This window comes from Pleurocapsa sp. PCC 7319 (assembly GCF_000332195.1).
Lineage (GTDB): Bacteria > Cyanobacteriota > Cyanobacteriia > Cyanobacteriales > Xenococcaceae > Waterburya.
On the sequence record NZ_KB235922.1, the window covers coordinates 754,632 to 769,773 of the forward strand.

The window sequence follows — 15,142 nt, forward strand, 5'->3', positions numbered from 1 at the left end:
TTCGTCCCCACTGTGTGTGTATGCAGACTGTGACCTTATTCCGATTAAAATGGACAGAATTAGGTGTTTGCAGATCAAGATTTTTCCTTTTAAGGTTGTTAATGAAAGTAATTTTATAGGAAATAATATTGATGAACACTATAGGTAATTTTGCTCCCGATTTTGAAATTCCTGGTATCGATGGAGAAGTTTATCATCTGGGTAGCTATCGTAAAAAATTAAAAGCGATCGCCGTTGTCTTTATGAATCATGATAGTCCCCCGGTGAATCAATATATAGAACGTCTCAAGCAAATCCAAACTGATTTTGGAGCTCGGGGTTTTACAGTGATGGGGATAGATTCTAATCATCGGACTGAGCCAATTGCCGATAGTATAGATGCGATGCAAAAATATGCCCAAGAGAAGAATCTCAATTTTCCTTACTTGCGCGATCCAACTCAAGATGTGGCGAAATCTTTTAAAGCAAAAGTTATGCCCAGCGTCTATTTACTCGATAGTGATGCGGTAATAAGGTATCAAGGAAAAATTGACGATTGTGCAGAATCAGCACAAAAGGTTAATCATCATTATTTGCGGGATAGTATTTCTGTCCTACTGTCAGGAGAAAAAATAGTCAAAGATTATACTGAACCAGAAGGAACTCCTATCCAATGGCGACCAAAATCATAAAAAACCATAAATATTTTACTTAGATTAATTAATGACAAAGCACAGAAAACTGCTATGTTATGGGGAGGTAAATAACAAGAAAGATCGAGGTTTATTTTTCTAGGAATGAGTTACCAGCGGGTTTTATTAAAACTAAGCGGCGAAGCTCTGATGGGCAACTTGGGCTACGGCATCGATCCCAAAGTAGTCGCCGAAATTGCTCAAGAAGTAGCAGATGTGGTTAAAAGTAACGTTCAAGTCGCGATCGTGGTTGGTGGTGGTAACATTTTCCGCGGAATGAAAGCATCGGCTGCGGGTATGGATCGAGCTACAGCTGATTATATAGGCATGATTGCAACCGTTATGAATGCCATGACTTTACAAGATGCTTTGGAAAGAATTGGTATTGCCAATCGTTTGCAAACAGCTATATCCATGCAGGAAGTAGCCGAACCCTATATTCGCCGGCGTGCCATTCGTCACTTGGAAAAAGGACGAGTGGTTATTTTTGGTGCAGGTTCAGGAAATCCTTTTTTTACCACCGATACCACTGCCGCTTTGCGGGCTGCTGAAATTGATGCAGAAATTATTTTTAAGGCAACTAAGGTTGACGGAATTTATAATTCTGATCCTCAGAAAAACCCCAATGCTCATCGCTATCAAAGTTTGACCTATAATCACGTCCTAACGAATGAACTTAAAGTAATGGATAGTACAGCGATCGCTTTATGCAAAGAAAACGACATTCCTATATTAGTCTTCGATCTTTCCGTTAGCGGTAATATTATGCGTGCTACTCAAGGAGAACCTGTAGGCACTATTGTAGGAGGAAACTGTGAAGTTATCTGAACTAAAAGAACGTATGCAGAAGACAGTTGAGGCAACTCAAAGGTCTTTTAACACTATTCGTACCGGAAGAGCAAGTACTTCTTTGTTGGATCGTGTGATGGTCGATTATTATGGTGCAGAGACACCTTTAAAATCGCTGGCAAACATTAGCACTCCTGATGCTACCACCATCATGATTCAACCTTATGATAAAGGTAGTATGGGTCAAATTGAAAAAGCCATTTCCATGTCGGATATTGGGTTAACTCCTAATAACGATGGAGAATTAATTAGGCTGAATATTCCTCCCCTGACTAGAGAACGTCGCAAAGAGCTAGTAAAAATGGCAGGGAAACTAGCTGAAGAAGGAAAAGTTGGAATTCGTAATATTCGTCGTGATGCAATTGACGAGGTTCGCAAGCAGGAAAAAAGTAGTGATATCTCAGAAGATGAATCTAGAGACTTACAAGACGAAATTCAAAAAGTTACCGATAGTTTTAATCAGAAAATTGATGATTTACTGGCTGTAAAAGAAAAAGATATTACGACTGTTTAAAAATCAAAGACGAGGTCATAGAGATTTTCTAGACGATATCATTGTTTTGTTCGAATTTTAGGATCTGATTGAATTTAGATAAATACTATTGTGACAAATAAAAATCGGTCATCAGCGACCGATATTTTTTTTGCTGTATAAAACTGAAAACACCTGATTAACATGGAATCTTAAGAGTATTACACAATGTCAATTCTTGTAAAGGAAGATTACTATAGGAAAGTAAATTTTAGCTCCTAAATTTTATTATGCAGGCGAAGTATTATTCTCCTTCCTTAAGAACAATCAGAAGATGGATCGGTAAATTTACAGTTATGGCGATCGCCTTATTGATTGGTTGTTATATTTATGGTGCCAAAATAGAACCCAACTGGATTGAAGTGGTGCCAATTCAACTAGCAATTCCCAATTTAACCCCTGCATTTAATGAATTTAAAATAGTTCAAATTAGCGATCTACACAGTAGCCGCTTTATGCCTGAGAAACGGTTAGATAACATCATCAAACTAGTCAATCAGCAGCAAGCAGATGCGATCACTATTACCGGAGACATCATTACTAAAAATAACGATTTTAATGCTCGAAAACTAGAGGAAAAACTAAGCAAACTGATATCTCATGAAGGTAATCTAGCAGTTTTGGGTAATCACGACCACTGGAGCCAAGTAACTGACAAACTCAAACAAGTCCTGGTACGCAGTAAGATTACTAACCTAGATAATCAGGTTTATGTAATTGAGCGTGGCACCGAAAAACTAGCTTTTGCCGGACTAGACGATCCCTATTGGGGTAAACCAGACTTAAATCGAGTAATTACCCAATTACCCCATGATAGTGCTGCTATTCTTCTAGTTCATGAACCTGATTATATTGAAAAAAGTGCTAAAACTCACAAATTTGCTCTACAGTTATCGGGTCATTCCCATGGAGGACAAATCAGAATTCCTTTTCTAGATCCCCTAATCTTACCACCAGGTGGCAGAAAATATTTTGTGGGGTTAAACCAGGTTGAAGAAACCGTTGAATATACTAATCGTGGTTTAGGCATGACCGGATTACCTATCCGTTTCAACAGTCGCCCAGAAATCACTGTTTTTACTCTTCACACCATCACCTAAAAATTATTTATTAATTTAATTGTCAATTGTCCCCCTTCGAGGATAAATCAATTGTCAATTATTCAAGACTGGTAGCAATTTGAATAACTTGCATCAGATCGCTAACCCTACGACATTGAGCAGGAAGTAAACAGGGGTAAACTTTCAAATTTTCAATTTGGTTAGCTGCTTCGGTAGTTTTAGTATCCAGAGTTATTAAAGGCAAAGCAGATAAATACTTGGATTCTTGGAGCGATCGCAAGTATTTAGAGGGAGCAGCGATTTGATAACCATCTAAAACTATGACATCTAACTGCCAGATACGAGCAAGGGTATGCGCTTGTTCTAAACCTTCAGCTTCAATGATGCGATATTGAGATGAGAGCTGCTCTTCATGACTATTTGACCAATCTTGTTCAGCCCATTTTTTGAGATTAAAATCTAAACCACTCTTATTTATATTGGGTACTTCTGAATTAATAACTTCAGGTTCAGGATATAGGCACAGGATAGTCAAATTTTGCTTAGTAGTAGCCTGGGAGTTTTTAACAGTGGGCAAAATCTTTTCTAGGGTAAACTTGTCTGGAGAAAAAGTAATAAAACCGTTCGCCTGCTGATAGAGATGTTGATAATTTGGCTGATGAGGAGGGGAAGTAAAAATAAATATAGGAATATCTTGAGTACGGGAATCCAATCTCAATAAACTTAGTAAATCTTTGCCGTTGAGGTCTGGTAATTTTGGATTCAGGAAAACACATTTTGGCTTGAACTTACGTATTTGTTTAAGAGCTTCGATACCGGTACGAACTAGAACTACTCGGTAGCCCAATTCTTTCAATTTGCAGGTCAGTTCATCAACTCTATCCAAATTATTGTTAATTAACATAATTAGAGGAGCATCGACATTTGTAGCAAGACACTGATGCTCATTAATGGTTGGACTTAAATTGGGCAGAAAATGAACCGGCTGCGAGTTACTTTTAGGTAACAACAAAGTGAATTGACAACTATCAGCAGCAAAGCTGAAAAGGAGGTCTCCTTCAAGAACTTTCGCCAAATATTTAGCGATAATTAAGTTTAAACTAGATTGTCCTTTTAGTGAGGCAAAATCATCTGATAATGGTGTTAACGGATCAGCTGTCTGTTCAGATAAAGAAAATTCTGCTTCCAGATCGTTGCTGATTACAATAGCTGTAAAACCTTTAACAGCTTTAATCTTAATTTCTAATTTGTTGAGGGGCTGAGAATATTTAATCGTCTCTACTATTAGATGGGAAAGTATTGTCGTTAGGCAAGATTTATCGGCGATCGCCAATTTCGCTCCTGACTCTATATTGAGCCGTAACTGAGGAGCTTGAATTATAGAATCTGAGGAAACTACAGATGATGTTTGGAGCTTGGTTATTTCCTGTTGACAAATTTGTCGACATAAAGAATCTAAATCAACTAATTCTGACTTTAATGGCAGATCGCCTGTAGTTAAATTTGAGAGCTCTAATAACTCGTTAACAATACTCATCAATTTTTGACCGCTATTATGGATTAACTGAACATAGCGAGTTTGACGTTGGTTAAGTTTTCCTAGTTTTTGCGCTTTAAGCAAGCTTGATAAACCAACAATACCAGTAAGAGGAGATTTGAGTTCATGGCTGATAGTTGCCAATAAAATATTAGCTATCGTCTCTGAAGTGGCTAATGCTTTATTGGGAAGTTGTTCATCACCATCGCCTAATGATGACTTAATTGCCAATACCAACCAATTTAGGGACTCAGTTGTGTTTGAGAGTTTTTCGGGAACTATAAGAGTCAAAGGAATTTTAAGATAACTCCAATCTTTTCCCCGATCAATTTGAATGCTTAAAGGAGAATTTGTCGCCCAGTCTAGGGGAACATTATCCCAAAGACATGAAGGGGCAGTAGAATGAGTAATTTTCGTTGTAAGTTGTTCTGACTCGAAATTAAAATGTGTATTCTGGAAGGGAATATTTATTGGCGAGATAACATGGTAATCACTAGCTAAACAAAGACAATTTGAGGCGTGAGATGTTGTTCCCAGTTGATAATTTTGGTTACTATTTTTCTGAGCAGCATTTTGCTGATAGTGAGATTGCTCGGACTTGATTGACTGCCAAATTAGAGACAAGTCGTTTGTCTGAGACTTTTGAGCGACCAACTCTTTACCTGTAACAATTAACTTTTTCCAGCATTGGTTCATGAATAAATCCTGTCCCTCGGCAGTTTCTAATTTGAGGGGCAAGGGAATAGATTCAATCAAGTCTATTAGTCTTTTGTCAGCAGAACCGTAAGGGATCGACATAACTGGCAAATTGGAGCTAACAGTCTGCAGAGGATTAAACTTAAATACCAAAGATTTCAGTAATTTTTCTGTATTGATAAAACCTTTTAAATTACCTTGATGATTAACAATTAGATATTGAGCTTCCTGATTAGATTGAGAGGGTTCTTTCAAATAGTCCAAAAAGTCTTCGAGCTTAGTATCAGATTGAAAAATGATCGCCGGCTCGATTAACTTATTTAAATCTTGCCTTGTTAAAGGATAGTAAGTTTCTTCTTGAGATAAACTTCTGGAATTACCTTTGGTAGCGATCGCTGAATACTGGCTAACTTGAGCTAGCAATAAAAGTAGGTTTTTTGAGCTAATTGTTCCCCAGGTAGAGTTTTCTCGAGGAATTGCCAGGAAGTCACAACTACTATGTTGAAAAATTCTCAGAATACTTACTAAATCTGCCTTTGATTGGCAGACGGGAATGGGGCAGACAAAATCATTGAGGGTAAGATTAGGACTAAACATGAATTTCTTGGTTACTGCCTCCAAAAGCAAAATTGTCTTCTGCTCAATTTTGAGATTATTAAGATTAGTATTTTGCCCAATTACAATTGGCATTTAGCTCTCACAATTGAGTAACTAAATTGGAAGAGACACCTTATTTTATATAGTAGTACGTCACAAGGCTAGAATGACTCTATTCTGCGCAGTGTTTTATTACAATTATCAAAGAGTATCAATAAATGTTAAATTTTTATTAAGTACTGTAAGCAAATAGTAGCTCAGTGGCTGAGTGTATCTGTTCTAATACGGTCTGATAACTACTCCATTATTTTATGTTTTAGACAAGAAAGCATCTGTATTTACTCCCAGTCCTGTTTCAAAGACATTCATCTGTGTCTTTTTGGCAACTTAATACCGTAACCAACAACATTTGTGGAGAAATAGAAAAAATGACTCAATTCCGTTATTCAACAAAATTTCAGATTAGTCTTCAGAAGCAATTTAGCAGCCATAATGTAAGACTCCCCTAACAATGTCAGATCATCAAGATAAAGATTCTCGTACCGCTGAATGCTCTGTATCAAGTAAATTGCATATTTGCCTGTTTTCTAGTCAGCAACAATTTACTCAATCATTAATAAAGTTCCTAACTAATGCTCACTATAAACTTAAATCTATTAATCTAACTCACGAATTTGTTGACTTCATCACCAGTAATAAGGAGCAAATAGATTGCATTGTCTTAGTTAATGATGCTCAGGTAAATTCAATTCTGGCTCAATTATGGCAAGCAAAAATTTTATTACCGATAGTAATTGTGGAAGTTGAACAGCTAGCAAATCTGGTTAATGGCACGGAGCAGAATTCAACTGACCCCTTCATAGCTGCATCGGCTCACATCCTTTATCATCGAGCAGAAATACATCTTTATCCAACTCAGCTAGCCGAAATAAATTCTTATATTAACTTGGCAATCAACAAGTTTCTGAGCCTTACTCCTAATTCAGATGTTCAAACTCATCAGGCAAAAAAGAAGTTGCAACATGAATATGAAGAAGATGAAGGGGGGAGTAATTACCTGATTTTGCAACAGCGCAGACTCACAGAGAAACTTCAAGAAAGGCTAGGATATTTAGGTGTTTATTATAAGCGTAATTCCAAAGATTTTTACCGTAATTTAACCTCAGAAAAGCAGGAGGAAATAGATCGACAATTGAGCCAAAGCTATCGCAAGATTTTACTCGATTACTTTACTAATAGTCCCACAATAAATAGTATTATTGATGAATTTGTCGATCAAGTATTTTTTGCGGATATCTCTACATCGCAAATTTTAGAAATTCATATGGAGTTAATTGATGAATTTGCTCAACAACTACAGATAGAGGGAAGAAGTGATGATATTCTTTTAGATTATCGTTTGGTATTAATCGATATTATTGCTCATTTATGTGAGATGTATCGTCGCTCTATTCCTGGAGACGATATCTCTTTAGACTTGTTGTTTAGAGTAGAATAATGAATATATGTCAATCTTTAATTTCCCGAAACAACTTGGTACTTTACTAAGCCAAATTTTATATTCGTCGCCTCAGACTAATTAATAAATTAATAAATTATTTAATCTTATGGATCAATTCAGAAAAACTTATGTACTTAAGTTGTATGTCGCTGGAAACACACCAAATTCAGTACGAGCACTAAAAACCCTGAAAAATATTTTAGAAAAAGATTTTCAGGGGGTTTATGCTCTTAAGGTAATTGACGTTTTGAAGAATCCTCAATTAGCTGAAGAAGATAAAATTCTGGCAACTCCAACTCTTTCTAAAGTATTGCCCCCTCCAGTTCGCAAAATAATTGGTGACTTAAGCGATCGCGAAAAGGTATTGATTGGATTAGATTTACTCTATGAGGAAATTCGTGAACGAAAGTTATAAATCCTGGGGATTGTTTATTGTAAGATATGATACAGTGACCTTCGTTTTGAGCAACTATCGCGTCTAACATTAAGTAGCCAAAAAATAGTAGCCAAACAAGCAGTTTCTCATTTATAGATGAATCAAATAAATCCTATTCAGCCACAGCAGCCAGAAACGTACACCAAAGGAGTGCGAAAAATTCGCACCATGATCGAAGGATTTGATGAAATCACTCATGGTGGACTGCCCATAGGCAGAACTACTCTAGTTAGCGGCACATCTGGTACTGGTAAAACCCTCTTGGCGGTTCAGTTTCTTTATCGGGGGATTGAGTTTTTTGATTGCCCTGGTATTTTTGTTACTTTTGAAGAGTCACCCAAAGATATTATTGAAAACGCCTATAGTTTTGGCTGGGATTTACAAAATCTGATCGATCAGGGTAAATTTTTCATTCTGGATGCTTCTCCCGATCCGGAAGGACAAGAAGTTGTTGGTAATTTCGATCTATCGGCACTAATTGAGCGCATTCAATATGCGATACGCAAATATAAAGCTAAATTAGTCTCCATCGACTCTGTTACAGCAGTATTTCAGCAATATGATGCGGCTTCTGTAGTTAGGCGCGAAATTTTTCGCTTAGTGGCCCGTCTTAAGCAATTAGAAGTTACTTCTATCTTAACTACGGAGAGAGTGGAAGAATATGGGGCAATTGCCCGTTTTGGAGTGGAAGAATTTGTTTCTGACAACGTAATTATTATTCGCAACGTCTTAGAAGGAGAACGTCGTCGTCGTACTATTGAAATTCTTAAGCTCCGTGGTACAACTCACATGAAGGGGGAGTATCCTTTTACTATTACTAATGACGGCATTAATATCTTTCCTTTGGGAGCAATGCGCCTTACACAACGCTCTTCTAATGTACGTCGTTCATCGGGAGTTAAAACACTTGATCGGCTATGTGGCGGAGGTTTTTTCAAAGATTCAATTATCTTGGCAACTGGAGCAACTGGTACGGGTAAAACCCTTCTGGTTAGTAAGTTTTTGGAAGAAGGTTGTCTTCAAGGAGAAAGAGCTGTCTTATTTGCCTACGAAGAATCCCGAGCGCAGTTGTCTCGTAATGCCTCCTCTTGGGGAGTAGATTTTGAGGAAATGGAGCACAAAGGATTGCTTAAGCTACTTTGTTGCTATCCAGAATCAGCTGGTTTAGAAGATCACTTACAGATGATCAAATCAGAAATAGCTGAGTTTAAACCTTCCCGTATTGCCATTGATTCTCTCTCAGCTCTGGCCAGAGGAGTAACTAATAATGCTTTTCGCCAGTTTGTGATTGGAGTTACTGGCTACGCCAAACAAGAGGAAATTACGGGCTTTTTCACTAATACTACCGATCAGTTTTTGGGAGCTAATTCCATTACGGAGTCTCATATTTCTACAATTACCGATACGATTATTTTATTGCAGTATGTAGAAATTAGGGGTGAAATGTCTCGAGCCATGAACGTATTTAAGATGCGTGGTTCATGGCACGATAAAGGTATTCGAGAATATGTGATTAGTTCTGATGCGCCAGAAATCCCCTACATCAAAGAATCTTTCCGTAATTACGAAGGGATTATTAGTGGTTCTCCTTCACGCGTTGCAGTCAACGAAAAGACCGAACTATCTCGTATTGCCAGAAATGTAAAAGATATTAACATCGAAGGAAAGACAATGGATGACAAATGAGAATCTTGCTGACAAGTTTCAACTAACTAAAGTTTTTTTTCAACAGCAAGTGGCATCTCAGGCTAATAAAATGGATCGTCATCCTCAGGTTCTTAAATCAGCATTGCAAGCAATGGGCGATCGCTCTTTATTAGCCTTGAAAGTTCCTTCAGAGTTAGGTGGGGCTGGATTAAGTGAATTAGATTACCGTCGTCTACAAATTTTGATGGCTAGAGCTTCAGGAGCTTTAACCTTTTTGCAAACTCAACATCAAAGTGCAGCAACGATGTTAGCCAAAAGCCCTAATCAGTCACTACAGCAACAGTTTTTGCCACAGGCGGCAACGGGAGAATCCCTGATCGGAGTAGGCTTTTCTCATCTTCGTCGTCGTACACCAATGATTACGGCTACTCCAACCAGGGAAGGATATCTCATAACTGGGGAAGTCCCCTGGATTACTGGCTATGATTTTTTTGCTCACTTTATTTTGGGTGCAACCTTGCCTGATGGTCAAGAGCTTTATGGGATGTTGCCCTTGCAAAACCGATTACAAGGTTTAGGAGGTAAAATCTCTCTCAGTAAACCCATGGCATTGATGGCAATGAGCGCTACCAATACCGTTAGTGCCCAGATAAATCAATGGTTTTTAAGTTGCGATCGCCTAATAACAATTAAACCAGCAGGTTCCATCCACCAAAGTAGCCGTAAAAACATCCTCAATCATGGTTTTTTCGCTTTGGGTTGTGCTTATGCAGGGTTAGATGTGCTTCAGACAGTGGCAGACCAAAAACCATTAGCTTTTCTGCGACAATCCTGGCAATCTCTGACAGCAGAAGTTAAACAATGTGAACAACAGGCGATTACATCTACAGCTAATAGTGATGCTACTTATCAACAACGGTTACAGCTTCGTGCATGGGCAATAGATTTAGCTGAACGCTCTAGTTTGGCAGCAGTAATTGCTTCTAGTGGCGCAGCCAACTATTTAAATTCCAGTGCGGGACGAATTTATCGAGAAGCTTTATTATTTAGTGTTTCAGGACAAACTACTGATGTGATGGAAGTAAGTTTGAAAAGATTATTACGTGATGCAGTAGCCTCTGATAACAATGCTTAATTATGCTGTATGAGAGAATTACCTGGAATTCTACACTTCAGTTTTCGACTCTTGAGCTGTTTGTTGACGGCAAGGATGACCAAACCAGCTAGAATCATTCTCACCATCGTATTTACTTTGTAAGACATCAGCTACGTCTTCCATAGTTCCATCGGCAGCAACCCAACCATTGTCAAGATCGGGAAAATCTTGCTGGCAATTTTCACATTTCTTGTCGGAGTAAAAACGAATTGGACACCAAAATGACTCAACATTTCGTAGCATTTCTGTACCCAATGACCATACTCCAGTCATCCAATCACAATATAAACACCAAATTAAATCGTAGCCAACTAATCCTTCAAATTTATGCCGTGAAACATTAACCCAATCTTCAGTTTGATATTTGGGTAATCCAATCAGTTTCGTTAAAGGGGGGTAAACAGCTAATTCGGCAAAACGAACTGCCCAAAAAACCGGTATCGCCAACGCAGTAATCCAAATCGCCACATGATTCCGCCAAGTGCCAAAAATACCACTCATGGTACGAGCAATCCTACCTGTTTGTTTTTGGTCTCGATGAGCAAATTCATGAGCCAAAATCCACACCCATAAAACGCTTAATTCGGCTAGCAGAGCTATTACCACACCAATCCAACCAGATATTAACGACCCCACGGCGATCGGTGCCAGCATAAAGTATGCCAATACAAGATCGATACCAGGAGCCTGGCAAAAAGAATCCGAAATATTTTTGCCCAATTTACCCAAACGAGGAAGACTGTGTAGAGCTATTACGCCGGCCAATAAGGCAATGCACAGATAAAGATATAGTTTGAGATTTAATTCCATTGTTTAAATTTCCCTAGTGTAAATAGTTAATCAAGCAAAAAAAGTTTTAATTAACCTTCTTCACGATATCGGACGAATACTCCAACTCGATGTAATTTAAGGAATGCTTTGTTTCTCCTCTTTCGTAGAGAAGCAGTAGTCAGAGGTAATGATATAAACTAAAAATAAATTGTCAGTACGCTAGAGAAAACAGAATATGGCAAATTTTGAGGATATTGCAAAAAAAGCTTTTTACATGGGTGTTGGTTTTGCCTCCTACGCTCAAGAAAAAGCAGAAGATAATCTTAAGGACTTAAAAGTTCAGGCACAAAAACTCGCTGATGAAATGGCTGAACGGGGTAAAATGAGTACTGAGGAAGCTCGCAAGTTCGTTGATGAACTAGTAGCGCAAGCTCAACAAGGTACAGTTACCGGCGACAATAAAACAGAACCAAGAGAGCCTCGTCGTATTGAAATCGTAGATGAAGACGAACAGCCTCAGCCCGAACCAGAAGTCGAGTTAGAATCTCAAGCACCAAACCAAGTTGGCGGAAATAATGATAATTTACGCCAGCAAGTGCAGTCTTTACAAGAAGAATTACGCCGTCTAAAAAAAGAAATGTAAGCTATTAAGTTATGCTGACCAGTATACCTGTAACTACGATTAATTATGGATGATTGGCCGCAACAATGGTGGAAACAACTTGAGCATACTGCCGCCGAAATGGAAGAGTTTTTGGTTGATGTGGCAGAAGCTACAGAGTCCTTTGTCGATGAAGCGAGCGAAAACTTCAGTTCATTTTTGGAAGAGTTTCAATCCGGAGTAGTTGATGAAGTTGACAGCTTTATACAAGATTTTATTGATGTTCTAAATTCTACCAGTGATGAACTAGATTTCACCATCGGAGAAGAATGGGAAGATTTTACTGATGATGATTTTACGAATGTAAGCTATCATCATCCTTCTGCAACAAGTCATCCTGCATGTATAAATTGTGCCAACTATCATGGGCGAAGTTATAACGGCAATTTACTAGTGTGTGGAATGCATCCTGAAGGTTGGCATGGGACTAACTGCCCCGACTGGGAAAAAGATCAATAATTAACATTAAATCTATCAAATCAACTGTGAATTTAATGAATCTATAAATACCCTAACTGTTCTCAGCTAGGGCATACTATTAAAATCCTATACATCTCCTTGTCAGGACATAAAGAGGGTTTACCAGTCAAACCGAGAAGGATAATTGTTAATAGTGCCCCCAAAAGGTTGTACCCCTACTGCAGGATAGTGATCATTATCGGGACTAAAAATTTCGATAAATCCCTCTGTTATGTATTGGATAATATTTTTAATATCCTTAACTATTCTTATTACAATCATAGTCTTGACTCCTAATTGATATTATTCCTAATATCCCTATTGTCAGACACTAAGGATCAACCTAATAGCAAATTGCAATGATTATTTGTGCTTATTTATATTGCAGAATTTTTATTTGTAAATCTTTGAATACGAAGTTATTTTTGTTAGAAATAAACAGTTAATTGTCAACCAAATTAACCAAACTATATAAAAGCTTTGTTCGAGATATAATTACTTGAATTATATTACTATACTTGACAAAAAGTATTTGATATTTTTATATTTATGGTAGAAAGCACCAAAACAAATTTAAGATTAAAATTTTGAAAATCGTACCAGCCCAAAGTGATTTAAATATAAACTCGCAAGAAAATTCTTTACTAACTGATTTGTATCAATTAACTATGGCTTCCTGCTATGTGGGAGAAGGTATAGCTAATAAAACTGCAAGTTTTGAGCTATTTGTTCGTCGTTTCCCTCATAATTTTGCTTATTTAATTGCCATGGGTTTAGCTCAAGTATTGGAATATCTTGACCAGCTGAATTTTAGTCAGGAGCAAATTAAGGCATTAAAACACACTGGTATATTTAACCACGCTCCTCAGGAATTCTGGAATTTGCTTGAAACAGCAAAATTCACAGGAGATGTCTGGGCGGTACCTGAAGGTACTGCAATTTTTGCTAACGAGCCGATCTTGAGAATCGAAGCTCCTTTATGGCAAGCACAGTTGATAGAAACTTATTTGCTCAATACAATCAATTATCAGACTTTAATTGCTACTAAAGCGGCTCGCATTAGGGATATTGCTGGAGAAAAAGCCAAGATTCTTGAATTTGGAACCAGGAGGGCATTTAGTCCTCAGGGAGCAATCTGGGCAGCCAGAGCTGCATTAGCAGCAGGATTTGACGGAACATCAAATGTCTTAGCTGCTTTAAAATTAGGGGAAAAACCGCAAGGCACAATGGCTCATGCTTTAGTAATGGCTATTAAGGCGATCGCCGGTAGCGAGGACGAAGCCTTTAGAGCTTTTCAAAATTATTTTCCTCAGGCATCGTTATTAATTGATACTTACGATACTGTTGCTGCTACTAAACGTTTGCAAGCAGAGGTAGAATCAGGAGCGATGAAGATCGCCGGAGTACGCATTGATTCGGGAGATTTAGGAGAATTATCGCAAAAAGTACGTAGCTATTTGCCCGAGACTAATATATTCGTTAGTGGAGATTTAGATGAATGGGAAATCGACAAGTTGCGACAACAAGGGGCAGCTATAGATGGTTATGGTATTGGTACTAAATTAGTTACAGGCGAGCCAGTTAACGGAGTATATAAATTAGTCGAAATTGATCGTATCCCAACCATGAAGTTGTCTAGCAATAAGCTTTCTTATCCTGGACGTAAACAAATATTTCGCAAGATGGTTAATGGTCAAATACAACAAGATCGATTGGGGTTATTCGAGGAAATTCCCCAGGAAAATGAGCATGAATTACTCCAGTTAGTGATGCAGAATGGTAGAAGAAGACAATCTTCACAAGCTCTCAACACAATTCGTCAGCGTACCGCTAATTCTATAGCTAGTCTTCCTGCTGCAACTCGCCAAATCAGTAACCCTAAATTTATCAGTGTCAACATTTCAACTGCTTTAGAATCTTTGCGACAGTCAGTAGCGATGCAAAACTCAGTAATTAACAATTAGTCAATGACAGAAATTGCCCTTTTTGGTACGAGTGCCGATCCGCCGACAGTAGGACACCAAACTATTCTGCACTGGTTATCACAACATTACGATCTAGTAGTCGTGTGGGCATCGGATAACCCCTTTAAACAGCACCAAACTTCCTTGAAAGATCGCACCGAAATGTTACGCTTGGCGATCGCCGATATCAATCCAATCCAAAATAAGATTAATCTCCATCCAGAGTTAAGCGATCGCCGAACTTTGGTTACGGTAAACAAAGCCAGAGAAATCTGGGGAAAGGAGGCAGAGTCTAGTTTGGTAATCGGTTCAGATATCCTACAGCAAATAACTAGCTGGTATCGTATTGAAGAATTATTAAAGCTGGTCAAAGTATTGGTTGTTCCACGTTTAGGATATAGCATCCGCCAACAAAGTTTAGAATCATTAGCTCAGATTGGAGGCAAATGTGCGATCGCTACTTTAAACGCTCCCAAAGTTTCTTCCAGTACTTATCGTTTACAAAAAGATCGAAGCTTAATTACCCCTGCCGTAAATAACTACATTTTGCAAAATAATTTATATAACGAGACATTAGAAGCTGGCTAGTTGAAATAAGAATAAA

15 protein-coding genes are annotated in these 15,142 nt (G+C 38.0%); 12 read left to right on the forward strand and 3 right to left on the reverse strand.

Annotated elements, in window-relative coordinates; translation table 11 throughout:
* Positions 1-131: 131 nt before the first annotated feature.
* The 4 genes from PLEUR7319_RS0107550 to PLEUR7319_RS0107565 all read left to right on the forward strand — a co-directional run bounded on the left by PLEUR7319_RS0107550 (position 132) and on the right by PLEUR7319_RS0107565 (position 3,152).
* Complete coding sequence (locus PLEUR7319_RS0107550) at positions 132-671, forward strand: redoxin domain-containing protein (protein WP_019504607.1); 540 nt, start codon at positions 132-134, stop codon at positions 669-671.
* Positions 672-776: 105 nt separating this feature from the next.
* On the forward strand, positions 777-1,499 hold the full coding sequence (pyrH, locus tag PLEUR7319_RS0107555; RefSeq protein ID WP_019504608.1) for a UMP kinase: 723 nt from the start codon (positions 777-779) through the stop codon (positions 1,497-1,499).
* Positions 1,486-2,034: a ribosome recycling factor gene (gene frr, locus PLEUR7319_RS0107560; protein WP_019504609.1), complete on the forward strand. Its 549-nt coding sequence runs from the start codon at positions 1,486-1,488 to the stop codon at positions 2,032-2,034. Before pyrH ends, frr begins: the two co-directional genes overlap by 14 nt.
* A gap of 248 nt (positions 2,035-2,282) precedes the next feature.
* On the forward strand, positions 2,283-3,152 hold the full coding sequence (locus tag PLEUR7319_RS0107565) for a metallophosphoesterase (RefSeq protein ID WP_019504610.1): 870 nt from the start codon (positions 2,283-2,285) through the stop codon (positions 3,150-3,152).
* Positions 3,153-3,210: 58 nt separating this feature from the next.
* Here the strand turns inward: PLEUR7319_RS0107565 and PLEUR7319_RS0107570 are convergent, their stop codons facing one another.
* Positions 3,211-6,036, reverse strand: coding sequence for a hybrid sensor histidine kinase/response regulator (locus PLEUR7319_RS0107570; protein ID WP_019504611.1), 2,826 nt, complete (start codon positions 6,034-6,036; stop codon positions 3,211-3,213).
* 418 nt (positions 6,037-6,454) lie between these two features.
* On the opposite strand from PLEUR7319_RS0107570, the gene PLEUR7319_RS0107575 reads away from it, so the two are divergent.
* From PLEUR7319_RS0107575 to PLEUR7319_RS0107590, 4 genes are all read left to right on the forward strand, one after another.
* Complete coding sequence (locus PLEUR7319_RS0107575) at positions 6,455-7,441, forward strand: hypothetical protein (protein WP_019504612.1); 987 nt, start codon at positions 6,455-6,457, stop codon at positions 7,439-7,441.
* Positions 7,442-7,550: 109 nt separating this feature from the next.
* Positions 7,551-7,859, forward strand: coding sequence for a circadian clock protein KaiB (gene kaiB, locus PLEUR7319_RS0107580; protein ID WP_019504613.1), 309 nt, complete (start codon positions 7,551-7,553; stop codon positions 7,857-7,859).
* A gap of 117 nt (positions 7,860-7,976) precedes the next feature.
* The gene (gene kaiC / locus PLEUR7319_RS0107585; protein ID WP_019504614.1) at positions 7,977-9,566 is read left to right on the forward strand and encodes a circadian clock protein KaiC; all 1,590 of its coding nucleotides are present in this window, start codon (positions 7,977-7,979) and stop codon (positions 9,564-9,566) included.
* Positions 9,556-10,662: an acyl-CoA dehydrogenase family protein gene (locus tag PLEUR7319_RS0107590; protein WP_019504615.1), complete on the forward strand. Its 1,107-nt coding sequence runs from the start codon at positions 9,556-9,558 to the stop codon at positions 10,660-10,662. The genes kaiC and PLEUR7319_RS0107590 overlap by 11 nt, the downstream gene beginning before the upstream one ends.
* 30 nt (positions 10,663-10,692) lie before the next feature.
* Here PLEUR7319_RS0107590 and PLEUR7319_RS0107595 read toward each other — a convergent pair whose 3' ends face one another.
* Positions 10,693-11,493 carry a hypothetical protein gene (locus tag PLEUR7319_RS0107595; RefSeq protein ID WP_019504616.1) on the reverse strand — a complete coding sequence of 267 codons (801 nt, stop codon included), beginning with the start codon at positions 11,491-11,493 and terminating at the stop codon, positions 10,693-10,695.
* Positions 11,494-11,689: 196 nt separating this feature from the next.
* Between PLEUR7319_RS0107595 and PLEUR7319_RS0107600 the strand changes: the two genes are divergently transcribed.
* Positions 11,690-12,097, forward strand: a complete 408-nt coding sequence (locus PLEUR7319_RS0107600; RefSeq protein WP_019504617.1) for a phasin family protein — start codon at positions 11,690-11,692, stop codon at positions 12,095-12,097.
* Between the two features lie 45 nt (positions 12,098-12,142).
* Positions 12,143-12,574 (forward strand): hypothetical protein, encoded by a 432-nt coding sequence (locus tag PLEUR7319_RS0107605; protein WP_019504618.1) that lies wholly within the window; start codon positions 12,143-12,145, stop codon positions 12,572-12,574.
* 120 nt (positions 12,575-12,694) lie between these two features.
* Here PLEUR7319_RS0107605 and PLEUR7319_RS41575 read toward each other — a convergent pair whose 3' ends face one another.
* The gene (locus tag PLEUR7319_RS41575; RefSeq protein ID WP_019504619.1) at positions 12,695-12,856 is read right to left on the reverse strand and encodes a hypothetical protein; all 162 of its coding nucleotides are present in this window, start codon (positions 12,854-12,856) and stop codon (positions 12,695-12,697) included.
* A gap of 311 nt (positions 12,857-13,167) precedes the next feature.
* Here PLEUR7319_RS41575 and PLEUR7319_RS0107615 point away from each other — a divergent pair, with 311 nt between their 5' ends.
* Positions 13,168-14,538, forward strand: a complete 1,371-nt coding sequence (locus tag PLEUR7319_RS0107615) for a nicotinate phosphoribosyltransferase (protein ID WP_026102374.1) — start codon at positions 13,168-13,170, stop codon at positions 14,536-14,538.
* Between the two features lie 3 nt (positions 14,539-14,541).
* Positions 14,542-15,126, forward strand: a complete 585-nt coding sequence (locus PLEUR7319_RS0107620) for a nicotinate-nucleotide adenylyltransferase (RefSeq protein WP_019504621.1) — start codon at positions 14,542-14,544, stop codon at positions 15,124-15,126.
* Positions 15,127-15,142: the final 16 nt, after the last annotated feature.

Bases quoted from the DNA above. Each gene is read 5' to 3' on its own strand.
- PLEUR7319_RS0107550 (WP_019504607.1), top strand. From the start codon at position 132: ATGAACACTATAGGTAATTTTGCTCCCGATTTTGAAATTCCTGGTATC.
- pyrH (WP_019504608.1), top strand. From the start codon at position 777: ATGAGTTACCAGCGGGTTTTATTAAAACTAAGCGGCGAAGCTCTGATG.
- PLEUR7319_RS0107565 (WP_019504610.1), top strand. From the start codon at position 2,283: ATGCAGGCGAAGTATTATTCTCCTTCCTTAAGAACAATCAGAAGATGG.
- PLEUR7319_RS0107570 (WP_019504611.1), bottom strand. From the start codon at position 6,036: ATGCCAATTGTAATTGGGCAAAATACTAATCTTAATAATCTCAAAATT.
- PLEUR7319_RS0107575 (WP_019504612.1), top strand. From the start codon at position 6,455: ATGTCAGATCATCAAGATAAAGATTCTCGTACCGCTGAATGCTCTGTA.
- kaiB (WP_019504613.1), top strand. From the start codon at position 7,551: ATGGATCAATTCAGAAAAACTTATGTACTTAAGTTGTATGTCGCTGGA.
- kaiC (WP_019504614.1), top strand. From the start codon at position 7,977: ATGAATCAAATAAATCCTATTCAGCCACAGCAGCCAGAAACGTACACC.
- PLEUR7319_RS0107590 (WP_019504615.1), top strand. From the start codon at position 9,556: ATGACAAATGAGAATCTTGCTGACAAGTTTCAACTAACTAAAGTTTTT.
- PLEUR7319_RS0107595 (WP_019504616.1), bottom strand. From the start codon at position 11,493: ATGGAATTAAATCTCAAACTATATCTTTATCTGTGCATTGCCTTATTG.
- PLEUR7319_RS0107600 (WP_019504617.1), top strand. From the start codon at position 11,690: ATGGCAAATTTTGAGGATATTGCAAAAAAAGCTTTTTACATGGGTGTT.
- PLEUR7319_RS0107605 (WP_019504618.1), top strand. From the start codon at position 12,143: ATGGATGATTGGCCGCAACAATGGTGGAAACAACTTGAGCATACTGCC.
- PLEUR7319_RS41575 (WP_019504619.1), bottom strand. From the start codon at position 12,856: ATGATTGTAATAAGAATAGTTAAGGATATTAAAAATATTATCCAATAC.
- PLEUR7319_RS0107620 (WP_019504621.1), top strand. From the start codon at position 14,542: ATGACAGAAATTGCCCTTTTTGGTACGAGTGCCGATCCGCCGACAGTA.